General features: G+C 66.9%; 13 protein-coding genes. 7 read left to right on the top strand and 6 right to left on the bottom strand.

The window, feature by feature from the left end; all coding sequences use genetic code 11:
• Positions 1 to 32: 32 nt before the first annotated feature.
• On the bottom strand, positions 33 to 896 hold the full coding sequence (locus L6Q67_RS18190; protein WP_296572801.1) for a transporter: 864 nt from the start codon (positions 894 to 896) through the stop codon (positions 33 to 35).
• 464 nt (positions 897 to 1360) lie between these two features.
• Between L6Q67_RS18190 and L6Q67_RS18195 the strand changes: the two genes are divergently transcribed.
• The 3 genes from L6Q67_RS18195 to L6Q67_RS18205 are packed head-to-tail and all read left to right on the top strand — an operon-like array spanning position 1361 to position 4896.
• Positions 1361 to 3010 carry an NAD(P)/FAD-dependent oxidoreductase gene (locus tag L6Q67_RS18195; RefSeq protein WP_296572803.1) on the top strand — a complete coding sequence of 550 codons (1650 nt, stop codon included), beginning with the start codon at positions 1361 to 1363 and terminating at the stop codon, positions 3008 to 3010.
• Between the two features lie 17 nt (positions 3011 to 3027).
• Positions 3028 to 3795, top strand: a complete 768-nt coding sequence (locus L6Q67_RS18200; RefSeq protein WP_296572806.1) for an SDR family NAD(P)-dependent oxidoreductase — start codon at positions 3028 to 3030, stop codon at positions 3793 to 3795.
• 60 nt (positions 3796 to 3855) lie between these two features.
• Entirely contained in the window at positions 3856 to 4896 is a 1041-nt protein-coding gene (locus L6Q67_RS18205; RefSeq protein WP_296572809.1) for an alpha/beta fold hydrolase, read from the top strand.
• A 97-nt stretch (positions 4897 to 4993) separates the two neighbouring features.
• Here L6Q67_RS18205 and L6Q67_RS18210 read toward each other — a convergent pair whose 3' ends face one another.
• The 4 genes from L6Q67_RS18210 to L6Q67_RS18225 all read right to left on the bottom strand — a co-directional run bounded on the left by L6Q67_RS18210 (position 4994) and on the right by L6Q67_RS18225 (position 9083).
• The gene (locus tag L6Q67_RS18210; RefSeq protein ID WP_296572819.1) at positions 4994 to 5881 is read right to left on the bottom strand and encodes an AraC family transcriptional regulator; all 888 of its coding nucleotides are present in this window, start codon (positions 5879 to 5881) and stop codon (positions 4994 to 4996) included.
• Positions 5882 to 5984: 103 nt separating this feature from the next.
• Entirely contained in the window at positions 5985 to 6677 is a 693-nt protein-coding gene (locus L6Q67_RS18215; RefSeq protein WP_296572822.1) for a hypothetical protein, read from the bottom strand.
• Positions 6678 to 6865: 188 nt separating this feature from the next.
• Entirely contained in the window at positions 6866 to 7900 is a 1035-nt protein-coding gene (locus tag L6Q67_RS18220; protein WP_296572824.1) for an adenosine deaminase, read from the bottom strand.
• 103 nt (positions 7901 to 8003) lie between these two features.
• Positions 8004 to 9083 carry a BMP family ABC transporter substrate-binding protein gene (locus tag L6Q67_RS18225; RefSeq protein WP_296572828.1) on the bottom strand — a complete coding sequence of 360 codons (1080 nt, stop codon included), beginning with the start codon at positions 9081 to 9083 and terminating at the stop codon, positions 8004 to 8006.
• A gap of 160 nt (positions 9084 to 9243) precedes the next feature.
• Between L6Q67_RS18225 and L6Q67_RS18230 the strand changes: the two genes are divergently transcribed.
• Positions 9244 to 9750, top strand: a complete 507-nt coding sequence (locus tag L6Q67_RS18230; RefSeq protein ID WP_296572830.1) for a nucleoside deaminase — start codon at positions 9244 to 9246, stop codon at positions 9748 to 9750.
• A 68-nt stretch (positions 9751 to 9818) separates the two neighbouring features.
• Positions 9819 to 11117: a hypothetical protein gene (locus L6Q67_RS18235; RefSeq protein ID WP_296572833.1), complete on the top strand. Its 1299-nt coding sequence runs from the start codon at positions 9819 to 9821 to the stop codon at positions 11115 to 11117.
• 33 nt (positions 11118 to 11150) lie between these two features.
• Here the strand turns inward: L6Q67_RS18235 and L6Q67_RS18240 are convergent, their stop codons facing one another.
• On the bottom strand, positions 11151 to 12341 hold the full coding sequence (locus L6Q67_RS18240; protein ID WP_296572835.1) for a response regulator: 1191 nt from the start codon (positions 12339 to 12341) through the stop codon (positions 11151 to 11153).
• Positions 12342 to 12518: 177 nt separating this feature from the next.
• Between L6Q67_RS18240 and xdhA the strand changes: the two genes are divergently transcribed.
• Both xdhA and xdhB read left to right on the top strand, forming a co-directional pair.
• The gene (gene xdhA, locus L6Q67_RS18245; protein ID WP_296572838.1) at positions 12519 to 13991 is read left to right on the top strand and encodes a xanthine dehydrogenase small subunit; all 1473 of its coding nucleotides are present in this window, start codon (positions 12519 to 12521) and stop codon (positions 13989 to 13991) included.
• Positions 13988 to 16300 carry a xanthine dehydrogenase molybdopterin binding subunit gene (xdhB, locus tag L6Q67_RS18250; protein WP_296572842.1) on the top strand — a complete coding sequence of 771 codons (2313 nt, stop codon included), beginning with the start codon at positions 13988 to 13990 and terminating at the stop codon, positions 16298 to 16300. Before xdhA ends, xdhB begins: the two co-directional genes overlap by 4 nt.
• Positions 16301 to 16305 lie beyond the last annotated feature (5 nt).

Here is a 16305-nt window from a genome sequence, read left to right on the forward strand (position 1 = left end):
CCGACCGCCAAGCCGTGCCGGCCGGAACCCCATCAGAAGACGTTCAACAGACGCAGATTGACGCGCACGTCCTCGCGCACGCCGTTCTCTACCGAAAGGTCCTTGCCCAGGGTGCCCAGCACCTGCCAACCCGGCGCGAAGAAATGGGCTGCCCCGATCGATGCGCGGCTACGGCGCTGCCTGTCGTTCTGCCCCACCCCATCAAGCTCGGTCTCGCCACCGCTCAACTGGGACAGGCTGAGGCTGAACGCGGTGGCCGGAGAGTGGTGATAGCGCAGGTGCGACTGGAAATCCCAGCTGCGCCGCTGGCTCAATGTCTGGCTGCCAGGCCCGAAATCCCGGTTGTCCCCATGAAACTGCACGTCACCCACCAGATCGAGGGTGAACGACTCTCCCAGGGGCATCACCCCCGCCGCCTGGAGCGCAAACTTCCAGCGGTTCTCGCCAAATGGGTTGAGCGTGCGATGGCGGTCGTACTGCCCGGTGGGCAGCCATAACCACGGCGTCACCCCCAGCACGCGCCGACGCTCATCCTTGTAAAGAAATACCGTGCTCGCCAGGATCAGATCGCCCACGCCATTACGCACGCTGGCCCCCCCGAGATCGCCTGCCGTCTGGATCGACCCGAAGGGCAGCAGGAACTGGGGCGCAACAGTAATCCCACCGATGTCCACGTACTTGACGGCCCTGAGAATCCCTACCTGGGCACGCACCCGCGCGTCGTCGGAAACCCGGTGCCCCCCCGCGTAAAGGGTGTCTCCGCTCGAATACTGGTAGTAGAGCAGGCCAAGCCGGGTGCCTGCCGGCGCGTAATCGTAGTCTCCGGCGTCCACGCTCACCGCCCCGGCCGGTTGCGACGCAAACATGACGGCGGCGGCGGCCATCGCGCCGGCCATCTGCCTTTCACCTGCGAAATGGATTCGGGCACCGGCATCCGGGAATCGGCGAGCCATTGCCCGCACTTTTTTTCTGATCATCAAATGTCTCCTTTGGGTGGGGCCGCACATTCGGTCTGATGCGCTCGGACGCCCGGCGGCAAATCTGCCGCGAATAGCGCGGAGTGCCCGCTCCGATTCGGCAGCCACCTGTCCCGAAACGGCATTTTTTATTTCTTCAATCCGGACCCGGACCTTGACCGAATTGAAATTTAATTGATGCGCAAATGGCGTCACGAAAAAGGGACGCAGCTTTCACGGTTCGTTCAAAAGAACGCCAAGGATCGACAAGATGCAGCGTCGGCTCCGCCTCTAAATTCCTTCGCAACACGGAAGCCGGCGCATCAAACGAAGCGCCGGCCCGTGCCACCACAGAGGCCCCGCCAGGGGGCGAGCCCACAGCACAAGAATGTGAAGGAGACGATATGAACACCACACAAACCCAAGGTGCAGCCAAAGCAAACCAGGACGTCGCGCCGGATTTCGATGCCATCGTGATCGGAGCCGGCGTCGCCGGCCTTTACCAGCTGCATCGCCTCCGCGAGCTGGGCATGAAGGTGCGCGCCTTTGAGACCGGCACCGGGGTGGGCGGCACCTGGTACTGGAATCGCTATCCCGGCGCGCGTTTCGACTCCCAGGCGGAGATCTACCAGTACTGGTTCTCCGAGGAGTTGTACAAATCCTGGCAGCCATCCGAACGCTTTCCCGCCCAGCCGGAAACCGAACGCTGGCTCAACTACGTGGCGGACAAACTCGATCTGCGAAAGGACATCCAGTTCAATACCCGGATCAGCTCGGCCCACTACGACGAGCAGACGGACCTGTGGCGGATCACCACCGCCGACGGCAAGGAGATGAGCGCCCGCTTCCTCATCGCCTGCTGCGGCATGCTGTCCGCCCCCATCGTGGAACGCTTCCCCGGCCAGGCTTCATTCAAGGGCGAGCTCTACATCACCGGCCTGTGGCCCAAGGAGCCGGTGGACCTCAAAGGCAAGCGGGTCGCCGTGGTCGGCACGGGCGCCACCGGTATCCAGGTGATCCAGACCATCGCCCCGGAGGTCGGATCCATGAAGGTCTTCGTACGCACGCCCCAGTACGTCATTCCCATGCACAACCCCAAGTACTCCACGGAGGACTGGGCACAATGGGGCGCACGTTTCCACGAGTTGAAGCAGCGCGTCCGCTCCACCTTCGCCGGCTTCGACTACGACTTCGATGCCGGCCCCTGGGCCGAAAAGACGCCGGAAGAGCGCACCGAGGTGCTGGAGCGCCTGTGGAACGACGGCTCCCTGGCCCTGTGGCTCGCATCCTTCCCCGAGATGTTCGTGGATGAGGAAGTCAGCGAGGAGGTGTCGAAGTTCGTCCGCGCCAAGATGCGCGCTCGTCTGCACAACCGGGAAGACCTGTGCGACCTGCTGATCCCGAAGGAGTACGGCTTCGGCACCCACCGCGTGCCGCTGGAAAACAAATACCTGGAGGTGTACCTGCAACCCAACGTGGAAGCGGTGGATTGCAGCACCGTGCCCATCGAACGGGTCGTGCCCGAAGGCCTGCAGACCGCTGACGGCAAGGTGCACGAGGTGGACGTGATCATCCTCGCCCTGGGCTTCGATGCCGGCTCCGGCGCCCTGACCCGCATCGACTTCCGCGGCCGTGACGGCCGCTCCCTCAAGGAACAGTGGGGCCAGGAGATCCGCACGGCCATGGGCCTCCAGGTGCATGGCTACCCCAACCTGTTCACCACCGGCGCGCCCCTGGCTCCGTCGGCGGCCCTGTGCAACATGACCACCTGCCTGCAGCAACAGGTGGACTGGATCACCGATTGCATCACCTACGCCCGCAACAACGGCAAGAAAGTCATCGAAGCCACCAAGGAGTTCGAGGACAGCTGGGTGCAGCACCACGACGAGACCGCCGCCAAGACCCTCGTGGTCAAGACCGACTCCTGGTACATGGGCTCCAACGTGGACGGCAAGCCCCGCCGCCTGATCTCGTACATCGGTGGCGTGGGTAACTACAACAGCCAGTGCGACGACCTCGCCAGCAAGGGCTATCCCGGCTTTGCGATGCGCTGAACGGAAAGGAGAACACCATGAATCGACTTTCCGGAAAGACGGCCGTCATCACCGGTGGCAGCAGCGGCCTCGGGTTGGCCATCACGCGACGCATGGCCGAGGAAGGTGCCGCTGTCGTCATCCTCGACCGGGATACCCAGGGGCAGGCGGTAGCGGACGCCATCTGTTCCACCGGCGGCAAGGCCCTCTTCGTGCAGGGGGACGTGACCGACGAGGCGCGGGTGTGCGAAGCCATGCGCATCACGGCCACGCATTTCGGCGGTATCGACATCCTGGTCAATAACGCCGGCATCGAAGGCGAGAACACCCCCACCGACCGCCTCAGCCTGGCCGAGTGGAACCGCGTCATGGCCGTGGATGTGACCGCGGTATTCCTGTGCTCCAAGCACGCCATTCCCCATCTGCGGACAGCCGGTGGCGGCGCGATCATCAACATCTCGTCGATCTACGGGATCGTCGGAGGCGGCGACATTCCGCCCTACCACGCCGCCAAGGGCGCGGTGCGGACCATGACCAAGAACGACGCCCTGCTCTATGCCAGCGAGCGCATCCGCGTGAACTCGATCCACCCGGGCTTCGTCTTCACCCCGCTGGTGGACCGCTACGTCCACGACAACGGACTGGCACATGACGCCGCCAAGGCCCATCTGGATGCCCTGCACCCCCTGGGCGGCACCGGCACCCCGGACGACATCGCCTGGGGCGCCGTGTATCTGGCATCGGACGAGGCGCGCTGGGTGACGGGCGCCGAACTGGTGATCGATGGCGGCTACACCGCCCGCTGAGCATCCCTACCCCAAGGCTGGCCGTCACCGCACGGCCAGCCCCCCTCGGAGGAGACACGCATGAACACCTATTACACCCAGGCAATCCACGGCCCCTTCCAGACCATCAGCATCGGTCGGCTGGCGCTGGAGGAAGGCGGCGTTCTGGACGACTGCACCCTGGCCGTCGCCACCCATGGGCAGCTCAATGCCGCCCGGGACAATGCCATCCTGATTCCGACCTGGTATTCGGGCACCAGCAAGATCATGGAGCAGGTCTATATCGGCCCCGGCCGGGCCCTCGACCCGAGCCGCTACTTCATCATCGTGGTCAATCAGATCGGCAATGGGCTCTCCCTCTCGCCGAGCAATGCCCCGGCCCCGATCGCCGGCCCCAATTTTCCCCGCGTGCGCATCGGTGATGACGTCCGTGCCCAGCACCGCCTGATCACCGAACATTTCGGCATCGAGCGGCTGGCCCTGGTGGTGGGCGGCTCGATGGGTGCCCAGCAGACCTACGAATGGGCCGTGCGCTACCCGGACATGGTCGAACGGGCCGCCCCGATTGCCGGCACCGCGCGCAACACCGAGCACGACTTCATCTTTGCCGACACCCTGATGGAGGCCATCACCACCGACCCGGGCTTCCGCGAAGGTGCCTATGGCGATCCGGCCGAGGTGGCCGCAGGGCTGCGCCGCCACGCCAGACTGTGGACCGTGATGGGCTGGAGCACCGAGTTCTTCCGCGGTGGCCGCCACCGGGTGCTGGGCTTCGAGAACATGGACGCCTTCGTCGATCAGTTCATGACGGGCTACTTTGGCCCCATGGACCCGAACAACCTGCTACGCATGGCCTGGAAGTGGCAGCGGGGTGACGTGAGCCGCCACACCGGTGGCGACCTGGCCCAGGCCCTGGGGCGCATCAAGGCCCGGACCTTCGTGATGCCCATCAGCCATGACATGTTCTTCCCGCCCAGCGACTGCCTGGCCGAGCAGCAGCTGATCCCTGGCAGTGAATTCCGCCCCATCACCAGCATCGACGGGCACCTCGCCCTGTTTGGCACCGATGCCAACGCGGTGGCCGAGGTGGACGCCAACCTCCGGGCCCTGCTCGGCAGCTAGCCCCCTCCGGAAGAGGGTGGCAGCCTCACCCCCGGGCGGGGCATGTCATCCAGCTTCCTTCCCGGGCGCATCAGTGCCAGCTGATGCGCCCTTTTTTTCAGCTCTGCCCTTCCTTGCGCAGACGGGCCGGGGTGGTACCCATGCGCCCGCGCATCATCCGGGTCAGGTGCGCCTGGTCGGCAAAGCCGCACATGGCAGCCACCTCCTTGATGGCCTGCGCCCCGGACGACAACAGGCGGACCGCCCGTTCCAGACGACGCCGGGTGACGTAATCGTAAGGCGACATGCCCGTGCTGGCCCGGAAATGCCGCGAGAAGGTCCACACCCCCAAGCCCACGGTATCCGCCATCTGCTCGATGCTGACGCCCTCATGGAGATGCGTATCCAGGTACTCGTCCAGGCGACGCAGGCGACTCGGAGAAAGGGGGCCAGCAGGTACGTCGTCTCGGAAATCGATGCGCGCGTACTTGCGGAAAAGATGCACGGCCAGCTGTATCGCCAGGGACTCCGCATAGAGGCTGCCCCCCATGCCCCGAAACTCCGCCTCGGCGGCGATGGCATCGACAATCCCGGTCACCACCGGATCCTGGGCCTGCAGCACATCATGCAGGCGCACCTCGGAGACCGGCCGATCGGTGATGTCCCTGGCCACCCGGGCCATGAGGGCCTCGGAGAGGTAGGTGTGGGTGACGTTGATGCACTCCGTCCAGTGCCAGTGCGACTGCTCGGACCGGGTAAGGAGGGAGAAATCCCCCGGTGTGCAGCGCTTGCGCGTCCAGCGCCCCTCAACCCGGCGGTCCATCGGGGTCTGGCCGCTGCGGTACCGCACCACCATGTAGTGGTCCATTGCGGGGATCGGCACATCGAGCCCGGTGTAGAGATAGGCCCGGTGCCCCACATCCTTCCAGCCCAGCCCGTCGCTGGCGGAGACGATCTGCCCTGGCACCCAGGTAGGCAGATCGCGCGGTGTAATCAGCGTAGGCATCGGGCACCTCGTCTGGAGCAGGAAGCGCGTTGAACAGACCGTACCAAAATCGACGGACGCCTAGAATACAAGAATCTCCGTATAGGTTAATAAATTTATCTGATCAATTTTCATCACGCCCACGGGCTGGCGGGCTGGATGCAGCCGTACCCGGTGACACCTGCCGCTGCACATGAAGCACGTAATCCCCCAGCCGTGAGGACACGCTCGTCACGACCACCGCGTCGCCCTTATTGAGGGCAGCCCACTGGGCCTCCGGCAGGCAGATGCGCCATCGGGAAAACATGCCCTCGGTATCCAGCTCGATCCGGGTCTTGCAGCCTCCAAGGCGACTGGAGCCCCCTTTATCGAAAACCCGCGCCTGAAAAGTACGCGCATCGCCCAACTGATAGGCGGGCCAGGCCGGCAGCACGGCGGCAAACAACAGATAGTGCATGAAGACCCATAGCGGAAACCCGAGCACATGGAGATGGGCACGCCGATCCGCCATGACGTCGTTTCCCCAGATCCAGCGGGTGATGACAAACGACACGAACACCGCTGCACCCAGCCCCCCCATGGCCACTTCAGTGGTCGGAAAGAAATTCACCCTGAGCGAGAGAACCCCCATGGCAGCCACACCCAAAAGCCAGGTCACCAAGACAGGATTGCTCTTCGGGCCGGCGCTGTCAGTTGCTGCCGCTTCGACAGGCAGCGCGCGGGCAAGCAATGCCACCGCAAGAATGAAAATGCCGGCACCGGCCAGGGGGCTTGGTGCAAAGCTGGCCAGTGTCCCGACGAAAGCAGGTAGCAGCATTTGCCGAGGGCCTGGCGTGCCCAGGCGCAGGGGTGTGCCACAGGACCGGCAGGCAAAGTTGCGCCCCGGACGGGTACTCAACTTTCGCCACAGGCTGATGGCCCTGCGGTCGCAGGCAGGGCAGGCAGGACCGTGCGGGTTCAATGGCGACGCCTCAGATCACAGGAAAGGCCGGGATTGATCCGAGCTCAGCCCGTTGCAGCCCCCGCGGCCTTGAAATACGCATCCAGCCGCGCGATCCACCCGGCTTTCTCGGCATCGGTGGCGAAGCTGGCTTCGAAGCTGTTGCGGGCAATGCGGTACCAGGTGGCGGTGTTGAAGTGGAAGGCGGCCTGGACGGCGCGGAGGTTGTCGTTGAGGTAGCCGCCAAAGTAGGCCGGGTCGTCGCTGTTGAGGGTGACCTTGGCACCCGCTGCCAGCAGCCGGGGCAGGCTGTGGTCGCTCATCTTTTCGAACACGCACAGACGGGTGTTGGACAGAGGGCAGACGGTGAGGGGGATGCCGTCACGGGCCAGGCGGGCAAGCACGGCGGGGTCGTCGGTGGCGCGCACGCCGTGGTCGATGCGTACCGCGCCGAGGAGGTCGAGGGCTTCGGTGATGTATTCGGGCGGGCCTTCCTCGCCGGCGTGGGCCACCACCGGCTTGCCGAGGGCACGGCAGCGGGCGAACAGGCGGGCGAATTTGGACGGCGGGTGACCTTGCTCGGAGGAATCCAGGCCGAAGCCGTGGATGCGGGCGAGCCAGGGCTCGGCCTCGTCCAGGCAGGCCAGGCATTCGTCCTCGCTGAGGTGGCGCAGGAAGCACAGGATCAGCCGGCCGGAGATGCCGTAGCGCGCACGCCCCTCCGCGAGGCCGTCCTCCAGGCCTTCCAGCACGGTGGTGAAGGGGATGCCGCGGGCGGTGTGGGTCTGCGGGTCGAAGAAGACTTCGACGTGGATCACCTTGTCGGCGGCGGCGCGCTTGAGGTAGGCCAGCATCAGGTCATAGAAGTCTTCCCGGGTGCGCAACACGTCGGCGCAGGCGTAGTACAGGTCGAGAAAACTCTGCAGGCTGTCGAAGGCATACGCGGCGCGCAGGGCGGCCTCGTCGGGGTAAGGCAGGGTGATGCCGTTGCGGCGGGCCAGGGAGAAGGCCAGGTCGGGCTCCAGGGTGCCTTCGATATGCACGTGGAGTTCGGCCTTGGGCATGCCGAGGGCGATGTCGAGGGGGTCGGGTGCGGTCATGATGTCTCCCGGTGGGCTGCGGAATACCCGCATCTTAGATGCCAAATAAAAAGGGCGCAGCCGAAGCCGCGCCCAAGTGCCACTTCGCGAGGAGAAACAGGGCCTACTTGGGAATGGCGCCTTCGACGCCTTCCACGTAGAAATTCATCTTGCGCAGCTCCGGGTCGCCCATGGTCTTGGCGGCGGCCAGCACTTCCTTGCCGTCCTGGGCCTTCAGCGGGCCGGTAAAGGGGTGCAGCTTGCCCGCCTTGATGGCGTCGCGGCGCTCTTCGGCGAGCTTCTTCACGTCGGCCGGCACCGCGGGGCCGAAGGATTCGATGTTCACCGCACCTTCCTTCACACCCCACCAGATGTCACCGGTCTTCCAGGTGCCGTCGAGGGCTTCGCCGACGAGCTTGTTGTAGATCACCCCCCAGTGCAGCACCGACGCGGCCAGGTGGGCCTTGCCGCCGAACTTGCTCATGTCCGAATCCCAGCCGAAGGCCAGCACACCTTTCTCCTGGGCCGCCTGCACCACGGCGGGCGAGTCGGTGTTCTGCATCAGCACGTCGGAGCCCTGGGCGATCAGGGTCAGGGCGGCTTCGCGCTCCTTGCCCGGGTCGAACCAGCTGTTCACCCAGATGGCGCGGGTGGTGGCCTTGGGATTGACGCTGCGGGCGCCCAGGGTGAAGGCGTTGATGTTGCGGATGACTTCGGGAATGGGGATGGACGCCACCACGCCGAGCTTGCCGCTCTTGCTCATCTTGCCGGCCACCACGCCCAGCATGTAGGCACCCTCGTAGGTGCGCACGTCATACACGCCCAGGTTGGGGGCCGTCTTGTAGCCGGTGGCGTGCATGAACTTGGTATTGGGGAAGGCCTTGGCCACCTTGACCTGCTGGTTCATGTAGCCGAAGGAGGTGGCGAAGATCATCTTGTAGCCCTGCTGGGCCAGGTCGCGGAAGACGCGCTCGGCATCCGCGGTTTCGGGCACGTTCTCGACGAAGGTGGTCTTCACCTTGTCGCCAAAGGTGGCCTCCACCGCCTTGCGGCCCTGGTCGTGGGCGTAGGTCCAGCCATGGTCTCCGGTGGGGCCGATGTACACAAAGCCGATCTTGGCGGGGTCGGCCGCCACCGCCTGGGTGGCGAGCCCCAGGGTCACCAGGCCGGCGACGGCGGCGGTCTTGAATCGGGACAGGGACATGGGGTTCTCCATGGTTCATGGGTTGAAGTTCGTGGCCCCACTGTAGCGGCAAGCTCCGCCGCAACCCATCCCGGTTCCGTTATGAACGGTATATGGTTCAAGGCACAAACCCGGTCCGGCCCTGCCCCGATAATCCCGCATCCTCCATCAAGGCATCGCCATGACCGCACTGAACCCCCGGGACGACCACTTCCTGCGCCACGCCATCGCCCTCTCCCGCCAGGTGCGGGACCAGGGCAAGCACCCCTTCGCCGCCCTGGTGGTGGATGCCGACGGGCACATCGTCGCCGAGGCGGGCAATAACTCCCTGCCGCCGGAGGGCGACCCCACCCGCCACGCCGAGCTGGTGGCCGCCGCCCTTGCCGCCCGCCACCTGCCGCCCGAGGTGCTGGCCGGGGCCACCCTCTACAGCAGCGCCGAGCCCTGCGCCATGTGCGCCGGGGCCATCTACTGGTGCGGCATCGGGCGGGTGGTGTATGCCCTGTCGGAGCACGCCCTGCTGGGCCTCACCGGCGCCCACCCGGAAAACCCCACCTTCGCCCTGCCCTGCCGGGAGGTGTTTGCCCGGGGCCAGCGCCCCATCGAGGTAATCGGCCCGCTGCTCGAAGCCGAAGCCGCCGCCGTCCATGCCGGCTTCTGGACGCCACACAGCGGACTTGCCGAGTAGAATCGCGGCTTCCATTTTTGCCTGGCAGGCTCGTCCCTGCGCCCTCCCCTATGACCAGCCTGACCTCCGTGACTCAACTCCCGCAGACCAACATCTTCCGCAAGGGCGACGTTTTCGTGCTGTTCGGCGAACTCTTCGGGCGGGGCTACGCCAGCGGCCTCGTCCATGAAGCACGCGAGGCGGGCATGGAGATCATCGGCATCACCGTGGGCCGGCGCGACGAGAACAACGCCCTGCGCCCCCTCGACGACGAAGAGCTGGCCGCCGCCGAAGCCGGGCTGGGTGGCACCATCATCAACGTGCCGCTGATGGCCGGCTTCGACCTCGACGCCCCCGCCGGCGAGCCCACCCCCACCGACCTGCTCGGCGCCCTGACCCTCAAGACCTGGACCGAAGACAAGCTCGACTGGGCGCACATCGAGAAATGCCGCCAGATCGGCATCCAGCGCTTCAAGGACGCCGTGGCCCAGGTGATGGCCCGGCTGGAAGGCATGATCGCCGACGGCCGCAACGTCTACTTTGCCCACACCATGGCCGGCGGCATCCCCAAGGCCAAGGTCTTCCTGGCCATCGCCAACCGCGTCTACAAGGGCAAGGGCGAGCGCTTCCTGTCCTCCCAGGCGCTGCTCGACAGCGACCTGGGCAAGCTGATCCTGCAGAACTTCGACGAAGTCTCGGCCAACAGCTTCCAGTACCTCATCGAAGGCAGCGCCGCCCTGCGCCAGCGCATCGAGGCCAGCGGCGGCCAGGTGCGCTACTCGGCCTACGGCTACCACGGCACCGAGATCCTCATCGACGGCCGCTACCAGTGGCAGACCTACACCAGCTACACCCAGGGCAAGGCCAAGATGCGCCTCGAAGACATCGCCCGGGACGCCTGGGCCAAGGGCATCAAGGCCACGGTGTACAACTGCCCCGAGATCCGCACCAACTCGTCCGACATCTTCGTCGGCGTGGAGCTGCCGCTGATCTCCCTGCTGTATGCCCTCAAGAAAGAGAATGGCGGCGCCTGGGCCGACGCCCAGTGGCAGGCCTGCAACGCCCTGCTGGCCGACGGTCACACCCTGGAAGAAGTGCTGGCCAAGGTGGACGCCTTCCATGGCAGCGAGGTGATGCAGGGCTTCCGCGACTTCCCCGCCTGGCCGATGCCCAACAGCCAGGCCCTGGCCGACCTGATGATCGGCACCTCCGACGACATCGTGCAGATGCACACCGACCGCAAGGCCCTCATCACCGACCTGCTCAGCAGCCTGGTGCTCGAAGCCACCGGCCCGCTGATGCTGCGCGAAACCTCCGCCCCGGCCGGCCCGGTGCTGTGGCTCAACCACGACATCATCGCCCGCCAGCTCAACCAGCTCCACGCCTGAGCCTCACCCCGCCGGCCCCCCGGGGCCGGCCGCTCAGAACAGCTCCACCTCGGTGTTGCCGCGCCCGTCGTTGAGGGCCTGCATGACTTCGGCGAACTGGGCGTCGAAATCGCCACCGCTGGCCAGGCGGTCGAGAACGCGCTGGACTGCCCGGTCCATGGTGGTGCTGATGGTGGCCTCCTGCTCATTGGAGGTGCCGAGCCAGGAATACGTCTTCTCGATGCCGTCCACCAGCTCCTGCAGGAGCAGGCGGGCGTCCATCAGCATGGCGCGGTTCTTGTCGCCCAGGGTGTTCAGGGCCGTCTCGGCGCCGCTCAGGGCCACCTGCAGCTGCTCGGCGCGCTTCTGCCCTTCCTGGCGGATGTCCACGTTGATGGCCAGGGCCTCGGCCGTTTCGGCCAGAATCACCAGGCTGTCGCGCAGGATGCCGGCCCGCTCCGCCTCGTCGGGCATGTCGGCGACGATGATCGACACCCGTTCGTAGTTGACCACCAGGCGGTGCTTGAACTGGAACAGGCGCCCCATCTCCGCAGCGTGCTCGAGGATGGACCACTCCAGCGGCGACGGCTCGCCCCGCTCGGTGATGGCCGTGGCACCGCCGTCGTGGGCAATCAGCACGCAGCAGCTCAGCCCCAGGTCACGGGTGGCCGCCAGCAGCTGCCCGGCCAGGGAAGGGTGATCCTGGCAGACGATGCTCGAGCGCATGAAGTTGAGCAGGATGCCGTTCTGGCTGGCATTCGACAGAAAGCCCATGGCCATCTTCTGCAGGGCTTCCTTCTCCTTGGCCAGGGACGCTGCCGTCCGGTACTGGCGGATGGCCACCGACACCTTGCGCAGAAAGATATCGCCATTCACCGGCTTGGTGATGAGATCACTGCCGCCTGCTTCGTAGGCCTTCAGGTGCTCTTCGAGGGACTGGCGGGCGGTGACGAAGAGGATCGGAATGCTGGTCCATTCGCGCAGACGGCGGCAGGTCTCGTAGCCGTCCAGGCCCGGCATGCCCACGTCGAGCACCACCAGGTCGGGTAGCTGGACCTTGCACAGTTCGATCGCCTCCTCCCCCGACTCGGCGGTCAGCACATCGAAGCGCCGGGCCAGCAGGCTACGGTGGGTGGCCCGGGCCAGCCGGTCATCGTCCACCACCAGCACCCGCCCGGTGAGTCCGCCATCCTCATCCGCAGATTCTTCCTGATCGCTCCGGTGCCTCAACGCGTACCTCAACATGCCTGTTATTCCTTGCTCTTCTGGACAGGCGACATTATTTCACGTTCGGGCGGCGGGGCTGGGCGGCGCTCATATGGCGTTCCGGATACCCCTTATATGCCCCGGCAGGCAGCGGGCGGCCACGCCATGTGTTAACTTGAAATCATCCCGTCACGCTGGCAGCAACGAGCCCGAACCATGAGCGAACGCCCCATTCACTTCTACTTCCGCGGCGCGATCCGGCAGCTCGACGGTGTCGCGCCGACCCGCACGGTGCTCCAGTACCTGCGCGAGGATGCCCACGCCTGTGGCACCAAGGAAGGCTGCGCGGAAGGCGACTGCGGCGCCTGCACCGTGGTGCTCGGGGAAAGGGTGGACGGCCAGCTCCGCCTGCGCGCCGTGAATGCCTGCATCCAGTTCGTGCCCAGCCTGGACGGCAAGGCCTTGTTCACCGTCGAGGATGTGGACAGCGTGGGCGGACTGGGCGTGACCGGCCTGCTGCATCCGGTGCAGCAGGCCCTGGTGGACCGCCACGCCTCCCAGTGCGGCTTCTGCACGCCGGGCTTCACCATGTCCCTGTTCGCACTCTACGAGAACCATCCGGAGTGCCCGTCACGCGCGACCGTGTGCGACAGCCTGTCGGGCAACCTGTGCCGCTGCACCGGCTACCGGCCCATCGTCGACGCCGTGCCCCTCGCCTACGCCCAGCCCCGGGTCGGCGTGGATCGGGACGCGGTGCTCGCCGCCCTGGACGGGATGGCCGCCCTGCCCGCCCTGGACTATGTCGGCGCAGGGCGCCGCTTCAGCGCCCCCGACAGCCTGCCGGCCCTCGCTGCAGCGTGCCTGGCCGCCCCCGGAGCGCGCCTCCTGGCCGGCTCCACCGACGTGGGCCTGTGGGTCACCAAGCAGCTGAAGGACCCGGGCGACCTGATCTACCTGGGCGCGGTGGAGGAGCTGAAGGCCATCCGCACCGACGCCGCCGGGCTGTTCATCGGCGCCGGCGCCAGCCTCACGGATGCCTTCGCGGCCCTCACCGCCTTTGCCCCTGCCTGGGCCGGGCTGGCGCGCCGCTTTGCCTCGCTGCCGGTGCGCAACGCCGGCACCCTCGGCGGCAACGTGGCCAACGGCTCGCCCATCGGCGACAGCATGCCCGGCCTGATCGCCCTGGGCAGCGAGATCCTGCTGCAGCGGGGCGAACGCCTGCGCCGCATGCCCCTGGAGGATTTCTACCTGGCTTACCAGAAGACGGCCCTCGAGCCCGGCGAGTTCGTGCTCGGGCTGCAGTTGCCACCGCAACCCGCCACGCGCCACTTCCGCACCTGGAAAGTCTCGAAACGGGAAGATCAGGACATCTCCGCCGTGTGTGGCGCCTTTGCCATCGACGTCAGTGACGGTCACATCAGCGGCGCCCGCATCGCCTTCGGCGGCATGGCCGCCACCCCCCTGCGGGCCCGCGCCACCGAGGCCTTCCTGCTCACCCGGCCGTGGGATGCCGCCACGGTGACAGCCGCTGCCGAAGTGCTGGCCCACGAATACACGCCCCTCTCCGACATGCGGGCGTCGTCCGCCTACCGCAGCCGGGTGGCCGCCGGCCTGCTGCACCGCCTGTGGCTGGAATGCGCCGCCGCCGCCGCCCCGCGCAGCCTCGCCGACCTGGAGGACAGCCTGTGAACGCCCCGGACACCGCCCAGGCCGCCATCGGCGCCGGCCTGCCCCACGAGAGCGCCCACCTGCACGTCACCGGCCGCGCCACCTACGTGGACGACATCCCCGTACCCGCTGGCACCCTGCATGCTGCTCTGGGCCTGTCCAGCATCGCCCACGGCCGCCTGCTCGGGCTGGACCTGAGCGCGGTGCGTGCAGCCCCCGGCGTGCGCGACGTCATCGTCGCCGCCGACATCCCCGGCATCAACGACTGCGGGCCGGTCAAGCACGACGATCCCATCCTGTGCGCCGGCGAAATCCTCTTCCACGGTCAGCCCCTGTTTGCCGTGGCTGCCGACAGCCACGACGCCGCCCGCCGCGCCGCGCGCCTGGCCCGGGTGGAGGTGGAAGCCCTTCCGGCCCTGCTTACCGCCGAGGCCGCCGCCGAAGCCGAGTCCTGGGTGCTGCCGCCGGTCGAGGTGAAGCGCGGCGACACCCCGGCCGCCCTGGCCGCGGCCCCCCACCGGCTGCGCGGCGAGGTGAACCTGGGCGGCCAGGAGCACTTCTACCTGGAAGGCCAGATCGCCTGCGCCATCCCCGGCGAGGACCACACCCTGCGCCTCCTCACCTCCACCCAGCACCCCACCGAGATGCAGCACATGGTGGCCCACGCCCTGGGCTGGCGGGTGCATCAGGTGATCGCCGAGTGCCGGCGCATGGGGGGCGGTTTTGGCGGCAAGGAGAGCCAGTCGGCCCAGATCGCCTGCATCGCCGCGGTGCTGGCGGTGCGCAGCGGCAAGGCGGTCAAGCTGCGCCTGGACCGGGACGACGACATGCGCATCACCGGCAAGCGTCACGACTTCCGCATCGAGTACGAGGCCGGTTTCGACGACAGCGGCCGCCTGCTCGGCCTCAAGCTGCTGCTGGCCTCCCGCTGCGGCTTCTCGGCCGACCTGTCGGGGCCGGTGAACGACCGGGCCATCTTCCACGCCGACAACGCCTACTACCTGGACGCGGTGGACATCCTGAGCCTGCGCGGGCTGACCCACACCGTCTCCAACACCGCCTTCCGGGGCTTTGGCGGCCCCCAGGGCATGTTCGCCATCGAGTCGGTGATGGACGACATCGCCCGCCACCTGAGCCACGACGCCTTGGCCGTGCGCCAGGCCAACTTCTATGGCGACAGCGCCGGCGAGCAGCGCAATGTCACCCACTACGGCATGCAGGTGGAGGACAACGTGATTGCCCCGCTGGTGGCGCAGTTGGCCGCCAGCAGCGACTACACCGCCCGCCGCGCCGCCATCGACGCCTTCAACGCCGCCAGCCCGGTCATCAAGAAGGGCCTGGCCCTGACCCCGGTGAAGTTCGGCATCTCCTTCACCGCCACCTTCTACAACCAGGCCGGGGCGCTGGTGCATGTGTACAACGACGGTACCGTGCTGGTGAGCCATGGCGGCACCGAGATGGGCCAGGGTCTGTACACCAAGGTCCGCCAGATCGTCGCCCACGAGTTCGGCCTGCCGGTGGACGACGTGCGCCTGTCCTCCACCGACACCAGCCGGGTGCCCAACACCTCGGCCACCGCCGCCTCCAGCGGCACCGACCTCAACGGCAAGGCCGCCCAGGCCGCCTGCCGGACCATCCGCGCGCGCATCGCCGGCTTCGTGGCCGAGCGCCTGGGCGTGCTCCAGGAGGCCGTGCAGTTTGCCGACGGCCGCATCACCGCCCCGGGCTTCGACGCCGCCTTTGGCGAGGTGGTGGCCGATGCCTACCGGGCCCGCATCCAGCTGTGGGACGCCGGCTTCTACAAGACGCCAAAGATCCACTACGACCCCGTCACCATGCAGGGGCGGCCCTTCTTCTACTTTGCCTACGGCGCCTCGGTGAGCGAGGTGGCCATCGACACCCTCACCGGCGAGTCGAAGGTGCTGCGGGTGGACATCCTTCACGACGTGGGGCGCAGCATCAACCCGGCCCTGGACATCGGCCAGATCGAGGGAGGCTTCATCCAGGGCATGGGCTGGCTGACCACCGAAGAACTGGTGTACGCCAGCGACGGCCGCCTCGCCACCCACGCCCCGTCCACCTACAAGATCCCGGCGGTGTCCGACCTGCCGCGGGATTTCCGTGTGGCGCTGTTCGACAACGCCAACGTGGAGGACAGCATCCACCGCTCCAAGGCCGTCGGCGAGCCGCCGCTGATGCTGGCCTTCTCGGTGTTCTTCGCCCTGCGCGACGCGGTGGCCGCGGCCCTCGGCCCCGGCGCCCGGCCACAACTCGACGCCCCCGCCACCCCGGAAGCCATCCTCAAGGCCCTGAACGGAGGTGCCCTGTGAGCCCC

Source organism: Zoogloea sp., assembly GCF_023150065.1.
In the GTDB taxonomy this organism is placed as follows: domain Bacteria; phylum Pseudomonadota; class Gammaproteobacteria; order Burkholderiales; family Rhodocyclaceae; genus Zoogloea.